The organism is Streptomyces adustus (genome assembly GCF_009377175.1).
Taxonomy (GTDB): domain Bacteria; phylum Actinomycetota; class Actinomycetes; order Streptomycetales; family Streptomycetaceae; genus Streptomyces; species Streptomyces adustus.
In genome coordinates, this window is record NZ_VJZD01000010.1 from 37,712 (window position 1) to 53,601 (window position 15,890).

Annotated in this window: 13 protein-coding genes and 1 pseudogene; 5 read left to right on the forward strand and 9 right to left on the reverse strand. The window is 71.6% G+C overall.

What is annotated here, in order from left to right; genetic code table 11:
• Window positions 1-59: 59 nt before the first annotated feature.
• A complete protein-coding gene (locus tag FNH09_RS04335) occupies window positions 60-2,459 on the reverse strand; it encodes a glycoside hydrolase family 65 protein (RefSeq protein ID WP_152885367.1) in 2,400 nt (799 codons plus the stop codon).
• A gap of 199 nt (window positions 2,460-2,658) precedes the next feature.
• Between FNH09_RS04335 and FNH09_RS04340 the strand changes: the two genes are divergently transcribed.
• Window positions 2,659-3,333 carry a CBS domain-containing protein gene (locus tag FNH09_RS04340; protein WP_202919589.1) on the forward strand — a complete coding sequence of 225 codons (675 nt, stop codon included), beginning with the start codon at window positions 2,659-2,661 and terminating at the stop codon, window positions 3,331-3,333.
• 5 nt (window positions 3,334-3,338) lie between these two features.
• Here the strand turns inward: FNH09_RS04340 and FNH09_RS04345 are convergent, their stop codons facing one another.
• Window positions 3,339-4,262: a pyridoxamine 5'-phosphate oxidase family protein gene (locus FNH09_RS04345; protein WP_152885369.1), complete on the reverse strand. Its 924-nt coding sequence runs from the start codon at window positions 4,260-4,262 to the stop codon at window positions 3,339-3,341.
• A gap of 224 nt (window positions 4,263-4,486) precedes the next feature.
• Here FNH09_RS04345 and FNH09_RS04350 point away from each other — a divergent pair, with 224 nt between their 5' ends.
• The gene (locus tag FNH09_RS04350; protein WP_152885371.1) at window positions 4,487-5,356 is read left to right on the forward strand and encodes a universal stress protein; all 870 of its coding nucleotides are present in this window, start codon (window positions 4,487-4,489) and stop codon (window positions 5,354-5,356) included.
• Window positions 5,349-6,869 (forward strand): bifunctional aminoglycoside phosphotransferase/ATP-binding protein, encoded by a 1,521-nt coding sequence (locus FNH09_RS04355; RefSeq protein WP_152885373.1) that lies wholly within the window; start codon window positions 5,349-5,351, stop codon window positions 6,867-6,869. The genes FNH09_RS04350 and FNH09_RS04355 overlap by 8 nt, the downstream gene beginning before the upstream one ends.
• A 90-nt stretch (window positions 6,870-6,959) precedes the next feature.
• Here FNH09_RS04355 and FNH09_RS04360 read toward each other — a convergent pair whose 3' ends face one another.
• The 3 genes from FNH09_RS04360 to FNH09_RS04370 all read right to left on the reverse strand — a co-directional run bounded on the left by FNH09_RS04360 (window position 6,960) and on the right by FNH09_RS04370 (window position 10,772).
• A complete protein-coding gene (locus FNH09_RS04360) occupies window positions 6,960-7,475 on the reverse strand; it encodes a DUF2231 domain-containing protein (protein ID WP_152885375.1) in 516 nt (171 codons plus the stop codon).
• A 102-nt stretch (window positions 7,476-7,577) separates the two neighbouring features.
• Window positions 7,578-9,959, reverse strand: coding sequence for a phosphoketolase family protein (locus FNH09_RS04365; RefSeq protein WP_152885377.1), 2,382 nt, complete (start codon window positions 9,957-9,959; stop codon window positions 7,578-7,580).
• 183 nt (window positions 9,960-10,142) lie between these two features.
• Window positions 10,143-10,772 carry a DoxX family membrane protein gene (locus FNH09_RS04370; RefSeq protein ID WP_152885379.1) on the reverse strand — a complete coding sequence of 210 codons (630 nt, stop codon included), beginning with the start codon at window positions 10,770-10,772 and terminating at the stop codon, window positions 10,143-10,145.
• A 220-nt stretch (window positions 10,773-10,992) separates the two neighbouring features.
• Between FNH09_RS04370 and FNH09_RS04375 the strand changes: the two genes are divergently transcribed.
• The gene (locus FNH09_RS04375; protein ID WP_152885381.1) at window positions 10,993-12,705 is read left to right on the forward strand and encodes a SulP family inorganic anion transporter; all 1,713 of its coding nucleotides are present in this window, start codon (window positions 10,993-10,995) and stop codon (window positions 12,703-12,705) included.
• Between the two features lie 49 nt (window positions 12,706-12,754).
• Here the strand turns inward: FNH09_RS04375 and FNH09_RS04380 are convergent.
• Together FNH09_RS04380 and FNH09_RS04385 are read right to left on the reverse strand one after the other, a co-directional pair.
• Window positions 12,755-13,212: pseudogene (locus FNH09_RS04380) on the reverse strand (MBL fold metallo-hydrolase); the annotation flags it as partial.
• Window positions 13,128-13,355, reverse strand: a complete 228-nt coding sequence (locus FNH09_RS04385; protein WP_152885383.1) for a hypothetical protein — start codon at window positions 13,353-13,355, stop codon at window positions 13,128-13,130. The gene FNH09_RS04385 and the pseudogene FNH09_RS04380, both read right to left, overlap by 85 nt.
• A 210-nt stretch (window positions 13,356-13,565) precedes the next feature.
• Here FNH09_RS04385 and FNH09_RS04390 point away from each other — a divergent pair, with 210 nt between their 5' ends.
• A complete protein-coding gene (locus FNH09_RS04390; RefSeq protein ID WP_152885385.1) occupies window positions 13,566-14,042 on the forward strand; it encodes a hypothetical protein in 477 nt (158 codons plus the stop codon).
• A 120-nt stretch (window positions 14,043-14,162) separates the two neighbouring features.
• On the opposite strand, the gene FNH09_RS04395 is transcribed toward FNH09_RS04390, so the two are convergent.
• Window positions 14,163-14,816, reverse strand: a complete 654-nt coding sequence (locus FNH09_RS04395; RefSeq protein ID WP_152885387.1) for a dihydrofolate reductase family protein — start codon at window positions 14,814-14,816, stop codon at window positions 14,163-14,165.
• A 201-nt stretch (window positions 14,817-15,017) separates the two neighbouring features.
• Complete coding sequence (locus tag FNH09_RS04400; protein ID WP_152885389.1) at window positions 15,018-15,884, reverse strand: carbohydrate ABC transporter permease; 867 nt, start codon at window positions 15,882-15,884, stop codon at window positions 15,018-15,020.
• Window positions 15,885-15,890 lie beyond the last annotated feature (6 nt).

Below are 15,890 nucleotides of genomic sequence, written 5' to 3' on the forward strand. Positions count from 1 at the left end.
GGACGCCGATGTCGAAAGCGACTACTCCCAGAGGTGCTTGTACGACAGCGGGGTGATCCTCAGTTCTCCGGCACCACGAGCGTGCAGGTCTGCCCCGGCGCCACGGTCACGGCCCCGTCGGCCAGGACGACGCGCAGCGGTGACTCCTCCGAGCGCGGCACCCGGATCTCCAACTGTCCGCTCCGGCGCCCCACGCGCACGCCCCAGTGTCCGCGGTAGCGCAGCGAGAAGCCGTACTCGGAGAGCGCCGGAAGGGGGACCGGGTCGAACCGGAGGGCGTCCTCGCGGGTCTCCAGGCCGGTCAGTCCTCGCTGGACCAGGTCGAGGGTTCCGGCCATCGCCCCGAGATGGATGCCCTCGCCGGTCGTACCGCCCTGGATGTCGGCGACATCGGCCTCCAGTGCCTCCTGGACGTACTGCCAGGCCTCGGCCCGTCGCGCTCTGGCGAGCACCAGTCCGTGGACCAGCCCGCTGAGGGTGGAACCGTGACTGGTACGAGGCAGGTAGTAGTCGACCGTCCGGTGCCAGACCTCGTCGTCCACGGCATAGCCGAGGCGCGCGAAGAGCCGCCCGAGTTCGGCGGGCGAGAACAGGTGGCCGAGCATGAGGACGTCGGCCTGCTTGGACGCCTGGTAGCGGTTGACCGTGTCGCCCTCGGCCTCCAGGATCCGGTCCAGCCGCCGGATGCTGCCGTACCGGGCCCGGTAGGTGTCCCAGTCCAGCTCGGCGAGATCGCCGTAACCCTCGAACTGGCTGATCACGCCCTGGTGGAAGGGGACCCGCAGCCCTCGGGAGACCTCCTCCCACCGGGGCGGTTCGTCGGCGTCCAGCCGGATGCGGTCGCACAGTTCCTCCCTGCGCCAGGCGGGCAGACGGCGCAGCAGTTCCAGGGCACGGACGAGGACCCAGGCGGCGGTGACGTTCGTATAGGTGTTGTCGTCCAGGCCCGGCCGGGCGGCGTCCGGGTAGGCGTCGTGGTACTCGTCGGGGCCGACCACGCCCCGGATGCGGTAGCGGCCCGTACCGGGGTCGAAGGCCGCGAGGCCTGCCCAGAACCGGGCGATCTGGAGGAGCATCTCCGCGCCCTTGGTGTGCAGGTACTCCGTGTCGCCGGTGGCCTCGCAGTACTGCCAGACGTTGTAGGCGATCGCCGAGCCCACATGGTGCTGGAGCCGGGAGTGGTCGGGCAGCCAGCGTCCCGAGGCGGGGTTCAGATGCCATGCCTGGCTCTCCTCGCGGCCGTCACATCCGCTCTGCCACGGGTACATCGCCCCGGCCCGGCCGGCCTCGGCGGCCGTCCGGCAGGCCCGCGGCAGGCGCCGGTAGCGGTAGTCGAGGAGCGCCCTGGAAACCTCCGGAAAGTGCAGGTTGAGGTACGGCAGGACGAACAGCTCGTCCCAGAAGACATGGCCGCGGTACGCCTCGCCGTGCAGCCCTCTGGCCGGGACGCCCACGTCGAGGTCGGCGGTGTGCGGGGACAGCGTCTGCAGGAGGTGGAAGAGGTGGAGCCGCAGGACGTGGCCCGCCCGGCCGGGCACCTGGATCTCCGCGCCTCGCCACAGCCGTTCCCAGGCGGCGGCATGGGAGTCCAGCAGCCGCGGGAAGTCCGCCGCCGTGGCCACCCGGTCGATCGCCGCGCCGAGCGGGTCGCCGATCGCCGAGTCGCGCGAGGTGTGCAGGGCGACGGTCTTCTCCACGGTGACGGGCCGGCCGGGGGTGAGCGGGACCACCAGCCGGTGCACGGCTCGGCGACGGGTCGGCGGGAACACGGACGTGACCGGGGCGGCGCCGGTGACGGCCGTACGGGCCGCCATGGCGACCTCGACGCCCGAGGTGCTGGTGCGGCTGGTCAGCCAGACCGTGCCGGGTTCCAGAAATCCGGTGCGTACACCGGTCAGCTGGCGGCGTTCGAGGGCTCGGTAGCGGTGCACGTTGCCGTTGATCACGTCGCCGTCGATGCCGGACCGGACCTCTACCTCACCCGACCAGCCCTCGGCCGAGAAGACGGTGCGCAGCGCGGCCAGGTGGGGCTCGCCCATGTGCACCAGCCGGGTCTGTTCGACGGCGAGCACGCCGCCTTCGTCCACCCGGTGGCGGAAGGCGCGGGTGAGCGTGCCACGGCGCAGATCCAGGGCGTGCCGGTGGTCCAGGACCGGGTGCGTGTCCGGGGTGAGCCAGGCGCCCCACGCTCCGCCGGCACGACGTACCCGGAAGCGCAGGAGAAGCCAGTTCGGCAGGTTGACCAGGTCCTCGTTCACCACCTGTCGTCCCGCCACCGTGGACTCCAGGCGGTTGTAGCACCCGGCCACATAGGTTCCGGGACAGTGCACCAGCCCTGCCCGGCACTCGGGCACCGCTCCTCGTGTGGCGAAGTAGCCGTTCCCGAGCGTGCACAGCGATTCACGCAGCTGCTCGCTCTCGGGGACGTAGCCCTCCCACTCCCACGTCCAGTCCGACATCCCGCGCCCTTCTCTCGACAGCAGAATCGGGCCGCGCGGTGGGTCTCGGTCGACCGCCACCGAGAGACCCCTGTGAATACCGTCGCACCGCCCCCGAGTCGGTGCGACACAGGCCGGCCCGCGCCGGCCGGGTTGCGCTGTGACGCGGCCCGGTGATGCTGGGACGTGGGACCGAAACCGCGGCCCGCGAGGACGGGACATGCCTGACAGCCCGCACATCGTCAGTGACGTGATGACCTACCCTGTGGTGGCCGTCCGGCGCGACACGCGGTTCAAGGACCTCGTGCGGGCCCTGGTCGACCGGAATGTCAGCGCCGTGCCGGTCGTGGACGGCGACGGGCGGGTCGTCGGCGTGGTCTCCGAGTCCGATCTGCTGCTCAAGGAGGAGTTCCGGGACCGCGATGTCACCCGCGCCGAGCAGCTGCGGCGCCCGTCCGACCTCGCCAAGGCGGCAGCCCTGACCGCCGAGGAGATCATGAGCACCCCCGCGATCATGGTGCACCAGGACGCCACCCTGGCCCAGGCGGCCCGGATCATGGCCGTGGAGCACGTCAAGCGTCTGCCCGTGGTCGACGAGGACGGGCGGCTGCGCGCCATCGTCAGCCGTGGCGACCTGCTGAAGGTCTTCCTGCGACCGGACGAGGAGATCGAGGAGGAAGTGCGCCGCACAGTGGTGTCGTACCTCTTCCCCGCGCTCGGTCACACGATCCACGTGTCCGCGCTCGACGGGGTCGTCACCCTTCGTGGGAAGGTCCACGACCCGTCGCTCGCCTGGGTCGCCGAACGCCTCGTCCGGGCCGTGGAGGGCGTGGTCGGCGTCGAGGCCAGACTCGGCGGCGAGGACGCGTCCCCGGACCGGTCCGGGGACGTGTGACCCGCCTACTGGTCCGCCGCGGTGATCCTGCGGCCGGTGAGACTCGTGGGCCGGATCGACACCCACATCCCGCGCGCTCCGCCCGGCCAGGGCGTGGTGTGGGCCCGTTCGGTGAGCCTGCGCGCGGCGTCGGGATCCGTGACCTCGCTCGCCCGTCCGACGGCGAGCACGCTCCAGCCCTGGCTGCGCGCGTCGTCCACGTGGTCGACCTCGAAGGCGACCTCCGCTCCGACGGCCGCCGCGGGCAGCGCGTAGGGGGCGGTCCTGAAGGCGATGACGTCGTCGACGACCTCGTAGTTGACCGGGACGATCGCCGGGCGGCCGTCGGGCGACGACACCGCGATGCGTCCCAAGCCGTGGGACGAGAGCAGGGCACGGCACTCGCCCGGGTCGAGTTCCTGAAGCCGCGGGTGCAGCAGGGCGTGGCCCTGCCCCGGCGGCCGGTCGACTCCCGCTCCACGCAGAACGGCCGCGGTCACGCCCAGCGCGTCGGCCAGCCTGATGAGAGCCCCCAGGCTCGGGTCGGCAGGGTGTTCCTCCAGGTACGACAGGTAGCCGGGCGACATCCGTGCCCGGCGGGCCGTCTCCTCCAGGCTGAGGCCTCGGCTGCGGCGTTCGGCGGCCACCCGGCGGCCGATGTCCCCGGGGTCGGCGGCACCGGCCGCCGGGTCACTCGTGAATGCGGCCTCCGTCGCAGCGATGTGCGGTGCGACGGGCCCCTGAGCCGTGCCGGACCGTTCGTGCTCCGGGTGGTGGATGTGCGCGTCGGGCCCGGGGAAGACGAGCGCCACCTCGTCCGTGTCCGACCAGTGCACGTCGTACGGCGGTGTGCCGTCCATGTGGTGGAGTCCCACGATCTCCCCGTCGCGCCGCGCCGCGCCGGGCTTCGTGCGTTCGACGACGAGCTGGTCACCGAGATGTGCTCGCATGGCGGCCGCCCTCTCCTGAAGATGGTGCTGTGTCTGCCGTGGGGATCCGGTCTCGCTGTCCGCCCACGCGGTCTCCCTGGCCCACATGCGCCGCGGAGGGAACTGGGGTACTTCTCGAAAAGGGAGAACGCACGCCCGGCATCTCGTCGGCGTCCGGACCAGGCGCGCGCCGCCTGACTCCTTCACCGTCATCTCCAGCTTCGTACGAGACGGAGACCGCCGCCATGCAGCCAGTCGTCACCGTGGGCCTGGACGGCTCACCCGAGAGCCTCGCCGCCGCCCGCTGGGCCGCCGACGAGGCAGAGAAGCTCAGGCTCACCCTGCAACTGCTGCACGCCTGGCCACTGCTGGCGCCGCAACCGGCCCTCGGCGCCGCCGAGGTCGACCAGAACTACTGGGCGAAGCGTCTCGTCCACACCGCGCGCGCCGAACTCCAGGCACGCCATCCGGGCCTGACCGTGGTCGGGACGCTGGTCCCCGAGGCCGCCCAAGGGGCCCTCGTCAAGGCCGCCGCCGAGTCCGAGATGCTCGTGCTCGGCTCCCGGGGACTGCCAGCCGCCGAGAGCTACTTCATGGGCGACGTCAGCATGCCGGTGGTGGCGCGTGCCGAGCGGCCGGTCGTCCTCGTCCGCGCGGAGCCGACGGAGGAGGGACCGTTCCACGCACCGACGGGTGGTGTGGTCGTGGCGTTGAAACTGCACGACAGCGGTGACGAACTGCTCGACTTCGCCTTCCACACCGCGGCGGCCCGGCATGTTCCCCTGCTGGCCGTCCACGGCCGCAGCGTACCGCTCCACGCGCGCACGCCCTGGGGCACGGACCACGCCGTCGCCGAGGAGATGACGAAGGAGGCACGCGAGGCGCTGGGCAAGGCGCTCCGTCCCTGGCACGAGAAGTACCCGCAGGTGGAGGTGGCCGACAGCATCCGTCTGGCGAGCCCCGCCAAGGCCGTCGTCCAGGCCGCCGAGGGCGCCGCGCTGCTGGTGGTCGGCCGGCGCGCGCACCGGCACGGGGTGGCACCGCATCTCGGTCCGGTCGCCCACGCCGCCCTGCACCACGCCCGCTGCCCCGTCGCCGTCGTCCCCCATGGCTGAGCCCGGCCCGCCCGGCCGGCAGCCGCCGCGGGCGGAGGTGTACGAGACCCACACCGCGATCCTGTTCTTCGCCGGCGACCGCGCCTACAAGGCCAAGAAACCCGTGAACCTGGGTTTCCTCGACTACACCGAACCGGCGGCCCGTCGCACGGCGTGCGAACGCGAGATCGCCCTCAACCGCCGCTTCTCGCCGGACGTCTACCTGGGCCTGGGCGAGATCTCCGGCCCAGACTCCGAGACGCCGGAACCGCTCGTCGTGATGCGCCGGATGCCGGCGGACCGGCGCCTGTCACGGCTGGTGCGCACGGGCGCACCGCTCGACGACGTGCTGCACGTCGTGGCCAGACGGCTCGCCGCCTGGCACACGCAGGCGCCGCGCGGCCCGGACGTGGACGCGCAGGGCACTCGGGACGCGCTGGCGGCACGGTGGGAGGCGAGCTTCGCACAGATCCGAGCGTTGACCGGGGAGGACTCCGTGCCCGACGGGGTGCCCGAGGTGGAGCGGCTGGTGCGCCGCTACCTCGCCGGGCGCGAGCGGTTGTTCGACTCCCGCATCGAGCAGGGGCGGGTGGTGGACGGCCACGGAGACCTGCTCGCCGAGGACGTCTTCTGCCTCGACGACGGACCCCGCATCCTGGACTGCCTGGAGTTCGACGACCACCTGCGGTACGTCGACGGTCTCGACGACGCCGCCTTCCTCGCCATGGACCTCGAACAACTCGGCGCCCCGGATGCCGCGGCCTACTTCCTCGCCCGCTACAGCGGGTACTCCGGCGATCCCGCGCCCCCGTCCCTGTGGCACCACTACGTCGCCTACCGCGCGTTCGTCCGCGCCAAGGTGTCGCTGATCCAGGCCGAGCAGGGAGCGCCGGGCGCGGAGTCGGCGTCACGACGGCTGGTCTCGACGACCCTGCGCCATCTGCGCACCGCCGCCGTCGGACTGACGCTCGTCGGCGGACTGCCCGGAAGCGGGAAGTCCACGCTCTCCGGCGCGCTGGCCGACCGGCTGGAAGCCACCCTCCTGAGCAGCGACCGTCTCCGCAAGGAACTGGCGGGCATCGCCCCGGAACAGTCAGCGGCGGCCCCCTACGGCGAGGGCCTGTACACACCCGAGTGGACGGCCCGGACCTACGCCGCCCTGCTCGACCGCGCAGCCGCCCTGCTGTCGTCCGGCGAATCCGTCGTCCTGGACGCGACCTGGTCCACGGCGGAGCAGCGTACGGCGGCACGGGCAGTGGCCGAGCACACCAGCGCCGACCTGGTGGCCCTGCACTGCGAGGTGCCGGACGAGGTCTCCGCGGCCCGCCTGAGCACGCGCGCGTCCGGGCCGTCCGACGCCGACCCCGACATCGCCGCCGCCATGGCGGCCGCCGAACCCCCCTGGCCCGAAGCCGTCACCGTCGACACCAGCGGGCCGCTGGAAGCCGCCGCCTCCCGGGCCCTGGCCGCCGTACGTCCGTGGGGCACCGCTCAGGCACCGGTGTTCCGCCGCCCGTACATGGAGCCGGACTGAAGACGGACGCGCCCCTCGGCACCGGCCAGGTCAGGCACGCGACGAACCGGCCGGGCTCCTCGGCGGCGCGCCAGCCTGGCCCACGGCAGCTCAGTGGTCGTCGCCCCCGCCCGACGCCGTCTTGGCGAAGCCGTCCTGCCACGCGGCCTTCGCCCCCGAGTCGCCGATGCGGTAGACGTCCACGACGGCTCCCGCGGCCACCGCGAGCGACAGCACCGCCGCCGCGACGCGCACCGGCACGCCGGACCGCCGTGTGGTGCCGGAGGCGCCGGACCCCGACCCGGCGGTCCGGCCGGTCGCCCACCAGACGGCGGCCGAGAGGAGGAACAGGCCTCCGGCCCAGGGAAGCAGGCCGTCGCCGAGTTCGGCGTGCCGGTGCACCAGCGCGTTGCCTGCGACGTGTCCCTCCAGCCATTCCCCGGCCTGTGTGGTGAGCGGAACGCTCACGAGCGTGACCAGGGCGAGCACGGGCAGGACGACCCCCATGCGTCGTGCGGCCCTGGGCCAGATCGCACAGGCCACGAGTGCCAGTGCGGTCAGGGGAACGAGGACGACAACGAAATGCACGAGCAGTATGTGTGCGGGCAGGCCGTTGACCAGGCTCATCGGCGCAATCCTCCAGCGAGTTGGGGTTCCCTGTGTTGATCAGGCGCGCCAGCCTCGCACAGGAACTTCTCAGCTTCTTCTGAGGATCTCTTGTGCCGACCCTCAGGCGTCCCAGGTCCAGTCCGCGACCTCGGGCAGGTCGGTACCGTATGCGCGGATCCATGCCTGGTGCCGGGTGCGCGCGTCGGCCATCTGCTGCCGGACGGAGGCGGCCCGCACGGCGAGGCCGGGGACACGGTCGATGACGTCCATGACGAGGCGGTAGCGGTCGAGGTCGTTGCGGACGACCATGTCGAACGGCGTGGTCGTGGTGCCGGACTCCTTGTATCCGCGTACGTGCAGGTTCCGGTGACCGGTACGGCGGTAGGCGAGGCGGTGGATGAGCCAGGGGTAGCCGTGGTAGGCGAAGATCACCGGCCGGTCGGTGGTGAAGAGCCCGTCGTACTCGAAGTCGCTCATCCCGTGCGGGTGTTCCTCGCGGGGCAGGAGCCGCGTCATGTCGACGACGTTGACCACGCGGACGGCGAGGTCGGGAAGGTGGCGGCGCAACAGAGCGGCGGCGGCGAGCACTTCCTGGGTGGGCACATCACCGGCGCAGGCCAGGACCACGTCGGGCTCGCCGCCGTTCTCCGTGCCCGCCCACTCCCAGATGCCGGCGCCGCGCGCGCAGTGGGCACGGGCCTGGTCCATGCTCAGCCAGTCGAAGCAGGGCTGTTTGCCCGCCACGATGACGTTGACGTAGTCGCGGCTGCGCAGCGCGTGGTCCGCCACCGACAGCAGCGTGTTGGCGTCCGGCGGCAGATAGACCCGTACGACCTCCGGGCTCTTGTTGAGGACGTGGTCGACGAAGCCGGGATCCTGGTGGGAGAAGCCGTTGTGGTCCTGGCGCCACACGTGCGAGGTCAGCAGGTAGTTGAGAGAGGCGATGGGCGCTCGCCAGGGCAGCTCCCGTGACGTCTTGAGCCACTTGATGTGCTGGTTGACCATGGAGTCGACGATGTGGACGAACGCCTCGTAGCAGGAGAACAGGCCGTGCCGGCCGGTCAGGAGATATCCCTCCAGCCAGCCCTGACAGGTGTGTTCGGAGAGGATCTCCATGACCCTGCCGTGATGTTCGAGGTGTTCGTCGACCGGCAGCCGTTCGGCCTGCCATGCCTTTCCACTGACGTCGAAGACGGCCTGGAGCCGGTTGGACGCGGTCTCGTCGGGGCCGACGAGGCGGAAGTCGCGTCGCCGCCCCGTGTCCTTCATCACCCGGGCCAGGAGGTCTCCCAGCACGCGGGTCGGCTCGTGCAGGGTGGCGCCCGGCTTGTCGACGGGTACGGCGAAGTCGTCGAGCGGAGCGATGGGCAGGTCACGGACCAGCAGGCCGCCGTTGGCGTGCGGGGTGGCGCCCAGCCGCTTGACCCCGTCGGGGACGCACGCGAGGACGTCGGCGGCGGGCCGTCCGTCGGGGCCGAAGAGCTCCTGGGGCCGGTAGGAGCGGAGCCAGTTCTCCAGCTGGCGGAGGTGTTCGGGGTTCTCACGGACGCCGGGCAGCGGTACCTGATGCGCGCGCCAGGTGCCCTCGACGGGCTCGCCGTCGACCTCGGCGGGGCCGGTCCAGCCCTTCGGGGTGCGCAGCACGATCACGGGCCAGTGCACGCGCTCGGTGACGCCGCCCTCGCGGGCGGTCTGCTGCATCGCGGCGATCCGGTCCAGGGCGTCGTCCATCGCCGCCGCCATGTCCCGGTGGACCTGGGCCGGGTCGTCGCCGGTCACGTGAAGGGGCTCGTGGCCGTATCCCCGCAGCAGGGCGTCGAGTTCGGCCTCCGGCAGACGGGAGAGCACCGTCGGGTTGGCGATCTTGTATCCGTTGAGGTGGAGGATCGGCAGCACGGCTCCGTCGTGCACGGGATCGAGGAACTTGTCGGAGTGCCAGGCGGCGGCCAGCGGCCCGGTCTCGGCCTCGCCGTCGCCGATCACGCAGGCGACCAGCAGATCAGGGTTGTCGAAGGCCGCGCCGTACGCATGGGACAGCGAGTAGCCCAGCTCACCTCCCTCGTGGATGGAGCCGGGCGTCTCCGGGGCGACATGGCTGGGCACACCGCCCGGGAAGGAGAACTGCCGGAAGAGCCGGGCCATGCCCGCACCGTCCCTCGGCACGTCCGGGTAGGTCTCGCTGTAGCTGCCCTCCAGCCAGGAGTTGGCCAGGATCGCGGGACCTCCGTGGCCGGGACCCCACACGCACAGGGCGTCGATCCCCCGGGCCTTGATCACCCGGTTGAGGTGGGTGTACACGAGGTTGAGGCCGGGCGAGGTGCCCCAGTGCCCGAGCAGCCGGGGCTTGATGTGCTCGGGCCTGAGGGACTCGGTCAGCAGCGGGTTGGCCATGAGGTAGATCTGGCCGGCGGCCAGATAGTTGGCGGCCCGCCAGTGTGCGTCCAGGGAGCGCAGCTCCTCGTCCGTCAGTACGGGGGCGTCCTGGTGTTCGGCCTTGGACATGAGGGGACTCCGGAAGTCGGTGTGGGGCCGTCGGGCGGTGGCGGCGGCATGGCCGGGCCGGCAAGAGGGCGAGGGTGATCAGGCGGTTCCGCGTGCGGGGGCCGCTGGTCCCGGATCGGGATCGACCGGCCCCCGAACGGCTCGGCTCGGTGGTCCGGGCGGGGGCCACCGAGCCGGTGCTGATCAGCGCAGCCAGCGGTGGTCGCGGACGAGGGGCAGTCCGGCCCAGTACCGGCCCGCGCCCAGGGTGTCGCCGGCCGCGGCGGCGGCCAGAGCGATCAGGGCGACGGCGTAGACCAGGTGGTAGTCGGCGAACGGGTTCGCCGACATGCTCGCCGAACCGTCCGCGAGGTGCCTGGCCGGCGGCCACTCGGCGATCCACATCAGCGCCATCATCGCCGTGCCCGCGACGGCGGCGATCCGCAGCGCGAGCCCGACGGTCAGGGCCAGGCCGATCCCGAGCAGGCCGAGCATGAACAGCCAGTCCGCCCACGGGGCGCCGGCCCAGGAGTGGAAGGTGGATCGCATCGGGCCGGCGGCGACGGAGCCGAGGAACCCCTTCGTCGGCGATCCGCCGTCGATCCAGCCCTTGCCCGACGGGGTGGCGTAGCCGAGCCCGAAGGTCTTGTCGAGGAAGGCCCACAGGAAGACGAACCCCGTGAGCAGACGCAGGGACGCGAAGGCGTAGGCCTGCGCGGTGTGCGTGCCGGCGTCCGCCGACACGGCCGACTCGGATGCGGAAGCGGTCCGGTTCCCGCGCAGCGACGGCAGGTGGAAGCCGGAGCCCCGGTGCGGGTGCTCGTGCAGGGCCATCGTGGTGGTTCCCTTCGGGAGTGGTCGGCTCGGTGCCTGACACTCCCTACTCTGGCCGCGCGCGCCGAACGGCGACGGATGCCGAAGGTCCGTGTCCGCGGGGCCGAACGGCCCTGTTCTGTCCGGCCGTTGGGCCGAGCGGGGCACACCGGGCAGACGGGCTCTCGGCGTAGCCCTCAGGTCCGGTGGATCATGGGGGCAGACGACGGAAAGGCGACACATGTCCAAAGGTTCGGGCAGGCACGTCCCGCAGTGGCGCCGGCTGGCTCCCGGCCTCGTCGCCCTGCTCGGTTACCGGCGGTCGTGGCTGTCGAGTGACCTGCTCGCCGGGGTGACGGTGGCCGCCTATCTGGTGCCGCAGGTCATGGCCTACGCCGGCGTGGCCGGGCTGCCGCCGGTCGCCGGTCTGTGGGCGATCCTCCCGGCCCTCGCGCTGTACGCGGTGTTCGGTTCCTCACGGCTGCTGTCGGTCGGCCCGGAGTCCACGACCGCCCTCATGACGGCCACCGTGGTCGCGCCCCTCGCCGCCGGGGACCCCGGGCGCTACGCGTCGCTGGCGGCGGCGCTCGCGGTCACGGTCGGGCTGCTCTGCCTGGCCGCCCGCGTGGTGCGGCTGGGCTTCCTCGCGGACCTGCTGTCCCGTCCGGTCCTGATCGGCTATCTCGCGGGCGTGGCGCTCATCATGATGGTGGACCAGTTGCCCAAGCTCACCGGTGTGACGACGAGCGGTGTGGAGTTCTTCCCTCAGCTGTGGTCCTTCCTCGTGCACCTGTCCGACGCGGACCCGGCGACCGTCGTCTTCTCCGCCGTCGTCCTGGTGTTCCTGTTCGTGACGGCCCGTTACGCCCGTGCCGTGCCCGGCCCGTTGGTCGCCTTCGTACTCGGCACCGCCGCCGTCGTGGTGTTCGACCTCGACGGGCGGTACGGGCTGAAGGTGATCGGTGAGGTCCCGTCCGGTCTGCCGGGTCTCGCCGTCCCGGACCTGGGTGAGCTGCCGCACCTCGTGCTGCCCGCGCTCGGTGTGCTGCTGGTCGCGTACACCGACTTCATCCTCACCGCGAGGGCGTTCAACGGCCGGGACGACGAGGGTCCCGGGCTCGACGCCGACCAGGAGTTCCTCGCTCTGGGCGCGGCGAACCTGGGCGCGGGGGTACTGCACGGATTCCCGGTGAGCAGCAGTGCCAGCCGCACCGCCCTCGCCGCCTCGGGGGGCGCTCGCAGCCAGGGGTACTCGCTGGTGGCCGCGGGGGTGGTGCTCGCGGTGCTGCTCTTCCTCAGCCCGCTGCTGACGCGCACGCCCTCCGCGGTGCTCGGCTCGCTCGTCGTCTACGCCGCCGTCCGTATGGTCGATCTCGGCGGCTTCCGCCGACTGGCGTCCTTCCGCCGCCGGGAGCTGCTCCTGGCGCTCGGCTGCCTGGCCGGGGTCCTCGCTCTGGACATCCTGTACGGCGTGATCGTGGCCGTCGGCCTGTCGGTGGTCGAACTCCTGTCCCGGGTGGCCCGTCCGCACGACGCCGTCGAGGGACTGGTCCCCGGGATGGCCGGCATGCACGACGTCGACGACTATCCGCAGGCCCGGACGATTCCCGGGCTGCTCGTCTACCGCTACGACTCTCCGCTGTTCTTCGCCAACGCGGAGAACTTCCGGCGCCGGGCCCTGGCCGCCGTCGACGGGCAGACCGAACCGGTCTTCTGGTTCGTCCTCAACACCGAGGCCAATGTGGAGGTCGACATCACCGCCCTCGACGCGGTGGACGAGCTGCGCCGCGAACTGATCGACCGCGGCCTCGTGTTCGCCCTCGCCCGCGTGAAGCAGGAACTGCTGGACGATCTTGAGGCGTACGGTCTCGCGGAGTCGGTCGGCAGGGACCTGATCTTCCCGACGCTCCCGACCGCCGTGGCCGCGTACCGCGGGTGGCTCGGCCGCCGATAGGCGATCGTCACCCGTGCACCACGCCCAACTGGCCCGGCTCGCTACGGTGTCAGCGGCCCCGGCGGATCCACTCCCCCAGGTGGGGTGCTTCCCGCGCGACGGTCGTGCCGTCGCCGTGCCCCGTGTGGACCCGGGTGTGTCCGGGCAGGCCGAGCAGCCGGTCGCGGATCGAGGCGATGACGGTCGGGAAGTCGGAGAAGGAGCGTCCGGTGGCGCCGGGGCCGCCGCTGAACAGGGTGTCGCCGGAGAACAGGGCGTCCGCGTCGGGCAGATGCAGGCAGACCGAGCCGGGCGAGTGGCCCGGGGTGTGGATCGCCGTCGGCTCCGTACCGGCCACGCGGATGCGGGTGCCGTCGGCTCCGTACCGGCCACGCGGATGCGGGTGCCGTCCGCGAACTCCTGGAAGGTGCGTCCCGGATGCGTCATCTCCCACAACTGGCGGTCACCGGGGTGCAGTCGGACCGGTGCGTCCAGCCGCTCACCGAGTTCGGGGGCCCGGTGTGCATGGTGTGGAAGGCGTCCTCGACGTCGTCCAGGCCGATGCGTTCGGTGACGAACTTCTCCAGCGGCAACCGGCCCTGCTGGTACAGGACAGCCGGACCCGGACCCACGCGCAGTGCCGTGACCGTTGGCCAGGAACAGCCGTTCATCGAGGGATGGTCAGCGCAACTTCGCTGATCCGCAAGGGCGTTCACGCGATCGGCCAAATTTCAACCTTGTCGGCCCGTGCCGCTCGCGCATCAATGGGACCCAGGATCCGACGGTCCGTCAGATCCGGCGCCCCGCGGTGTGACCGCACCCACCCGGACGGGGTCGCTTCCCACATGGCATTCCCACGTACGGGAAGGAAGCTCGATCCCATGAAGCGATTAGCCTCAGGTGCGGCACTCACGGCTGGCATCCTGGCCGCCACGGCGCTGGCCTTCGCACCCTCAGCGTCCGCCGCCGTCACCCCCGGTTCGGCCACCATCACCGCCAGCTGCGGTCTCTTCGGCGGCGGCACGGCCACACTGACCGCGACCCAGGTCAGCAGCACCTCGGCCACCATCACCCTCAGCTCCACCGCCATCACCACCCCGCTCGCGCTCACGGCGAACTCCATCAACTCCACGCTGACCATGACCAACTCCACGGGCGCCAACCGGGTCTTCAGCGGCACCGTGAACCCGGCCATGCCCGCAGGCGGGGCGGTCACCGTCGGTCCGCTCCCCGGCACCGTGGCCGTCGGCGACAGCCTGGACTTCTACAAGGGCTCGCTGAAGATGGTCATCTTCGGCATCACCGTGACCTGTACGTCGAGCGCCGCCCAGTCGCCAGGACCCTTCGTCTTCAGCTGAGCCGACTGCGCGTCGAGCGCTTCGTTCGTCCCTGATGCCGCGGAGACCAGCGGGTTCGGCCGCCCGCCAGGTCTCCGCGGCATCTCAGCACGGCGACGGAGCGTGGCCGGTGTGCTCCGGTCACCTCCGCCAGTAAAGGTGGTGCACGACGCCGCTCGCGCTGGGCACGGCCTCGTGATTGAACCGGTCCTCCAGTTCGTCGGGCGAGTCCCACAGCCGGAGCCCCGAGCCGAGTTCCACCGGTGCGACCGCCACGTGCAGGGTGTCGACGAGGTCGGCGTCCAGGAACTGGCGGACGGTGGTGACCCCGCCGCCGAGTCGGACGTCCTGGCCCTGTGCCGCCTCCTTCGCCTGTTCGAGGACCGTCTTCGGGTCGCCCTCGACGAAGTGGAAGGTGGTGTCGGAGAGCGTGAACGACGGGCGGCTGTGGTGGGTCATGACGAACACGGGGGTGCGGAACGGGGGCTCGTCACCCCACCAGCCCTGCCAGTCGTGGTCCTGCCAGGGCCCGCGCTGGGGGCCGAACTTGTTGCGCCCCATGATCTCGGCGCCGATGTTGCGGGGGAAGTCCCGGGTGAAGTAGTCGTCGAGGCCGCGGCTGCCGCCGGGGTCGGTCCGGTTGGGCCAGCTGGCCGTGGCGCCGGCCCAGGAGAACAGCCGCTCGGGACGGGGCAGGCCGAAGGGTTCCTCCAGGCTCTGGTCCTCGCCGGGTCCGCAGGCGATCCCGTCGCGCGAGACACAGAAGTTCATCACTCTCAGTAGCTGTTCTGTCATGTTTCCTCGTTCAGGTCCTGGCCCGTCCCTCGTCCGGCGACGGGCCCCACATCAGGACGTCGAACGAGGCGGTGCCGGATCGACAGTGCCCGGCAACTCTTCCCCGAAGAACCCCTGCGAACGCCGCCGCGGCGGTGCCGTCACCCGTTCCGGTCTCCCGGCGAGGGGCTGTGGCACCGCCGCGGTGGCGGGTCGGGACCGCTACTTGATGCCGGTCGTGGCGATGCCCTGGACGATCTGCCGCTGGAAGACCAGGAAGACCGCGATGAGCGGGATGAAGCCGAGGACGGAGGAGGCCATGATCTCGGCGTACTGGGGGCTGCTGGGGTCCACGAGGGAGGCGAGGCCCACCGGGATGGTCTGGGACCTGGTCTGGCTGAGCACCAGCAGCGGCCACAGGAACGAGTTCCAGGAGCTGATGAAGGTGAGGATCGCGACCGTGGACACCGCCGGGCGGCAGATCGGCATGCACACGCTGGCGTAGACCCGCCACCAGCTCGCGCCGTCGATACGGGCGGCCTCGATCAGCGCCGTGGGGATGCCGCGGAAGAAGGAGTGGAAGACGAACACCGAGATCGGCGCCGCCACCGACGGCAGGACGAGCGCCCAGAACGTGCCGAGCAGGTGGAAGGACCGGTACTCGATGAACTGGGGCAGCACCAGCGCCTCGGTCGGCAGCATCAGGCCGGCCGTGACGACCGCCATGACCAGGGCGCGGCCACGGAAGCGCAGGAAGGCCAGGGCGAATCCGGCCATCGAGCAGAAGGCCACGGTGAAGATCACGGCGAGCACCGAGATCACCAGGCTGTTGAGGTACCAGGTGCCGATCGGGTGGTTGTCCCAGGCGGTCGAGTACGCCTTCAGCGACCAGCCGCCGTCGAAGATCGACGTGGGGCTCTGGGTGATGGCGGCGTCGTCGCGCAGCGAGGTGATCAGTGCCCAGACGAAGGGCACCAGCCAGATCAGCGCGAACAGGGTCAGGCACACGGCGCAGAGCCGGTTGAAGAGTCTGGCGCCGTTGACCGTGCCGTTCGGTTCGGCGAGCTGCGGCTGGGTGATGGTGGTCATGGGTCC

Coding starts and splice junctions, on each gene's coding strand:
- FNH09_RS04335 (WP_152885367.1), bottom strand. CDS start 2,459: ATGTCGGACTGGACGTGGGAGTGGGAGGGCTACGTCCCCGAGAGCGAG.
- FNH09_RS04340 (WP_202919589.1), top strand. CDS start 2,659: ATGCCTGACAGCCCGCACATCGTCAGTGACGTGATGACCTACCCTGTG.
- FNH09_RS04345 (WP_152885369.1), bottom strand. CDS start 4,262: ATGCGAGCACATCTCGGTGACCAGCTCGTCGTCGAACGCACGAAGCCC.
- FNH09_RS04350 (WP_152885371.1), top strand. CDS start 4,487: ATGCAGCCAGTCGTCACCGTGGGCCTGGACGGCTCACCCGAGAGCCTC.
- FNH09_RS04355 (WP_152885373.1), top strand. CDS start 5,349: ATGGCTGAGCCCGGCCCGCCCGGCCGGCAGCCGCCGCGGGCGGAGGTG.
- FNH09_RS04360 (WP_152885375.1), bottom strand. CDS start 7,475: ATGAGCCTGGTCAACGGCCTGCCCGCACACATACTGCTCGTGCATTTC.
- FNH09_RS04365 (WP_152885377.1), bottom strand. CDS start 9,959: ATGTCCAAGGCCGAACACCAGGACGCCCCCGTACTGACGGACGAGGAG.
- FNH09_RS04370 (WP_152885379.1), bottom strand. CDS start 10,772: ATGGCCCTGCACGAGCACCCGCACCGGGGCTCCGGCTTCCACCTGCCG.
- FNH09_RS04375 (WP_152885381.1), top strand. CDS start 10,993: ATGTCCAAAGGTTCGGGCAGGCACGTCCCGCAGTGGCGCCGGCTGGCT.
- FNH09_RS04385 (WP_152885383.1), bottom strand. CDS start 13,355: ATGAACGGCTGTTCCTGGCCAACGGTCACGGCACTGCGCGTGGGTCCG.
- FNH09_RS04390 (WP_152885385.1), top strand. CDS start 13,566: ATGAAGCGATTAGCCTCAGGTGCGGCACTCACGGCTGGCATCCTGGCC.
- FNH09_RS04395 (WP_152885387.1), bottom strand. CDS start 14,816: ATGACAGAACAGCTACTGAGAGTGATGAACTTCTGTGTCTCGCGCGAC.
- FNH09_RS04400 (WP_152885389.1), bottom strand. CDS start 15,884: ATGACCACCATCACCCAGCCGCAGCTCGCCGAACCGAACGGCACGGTC.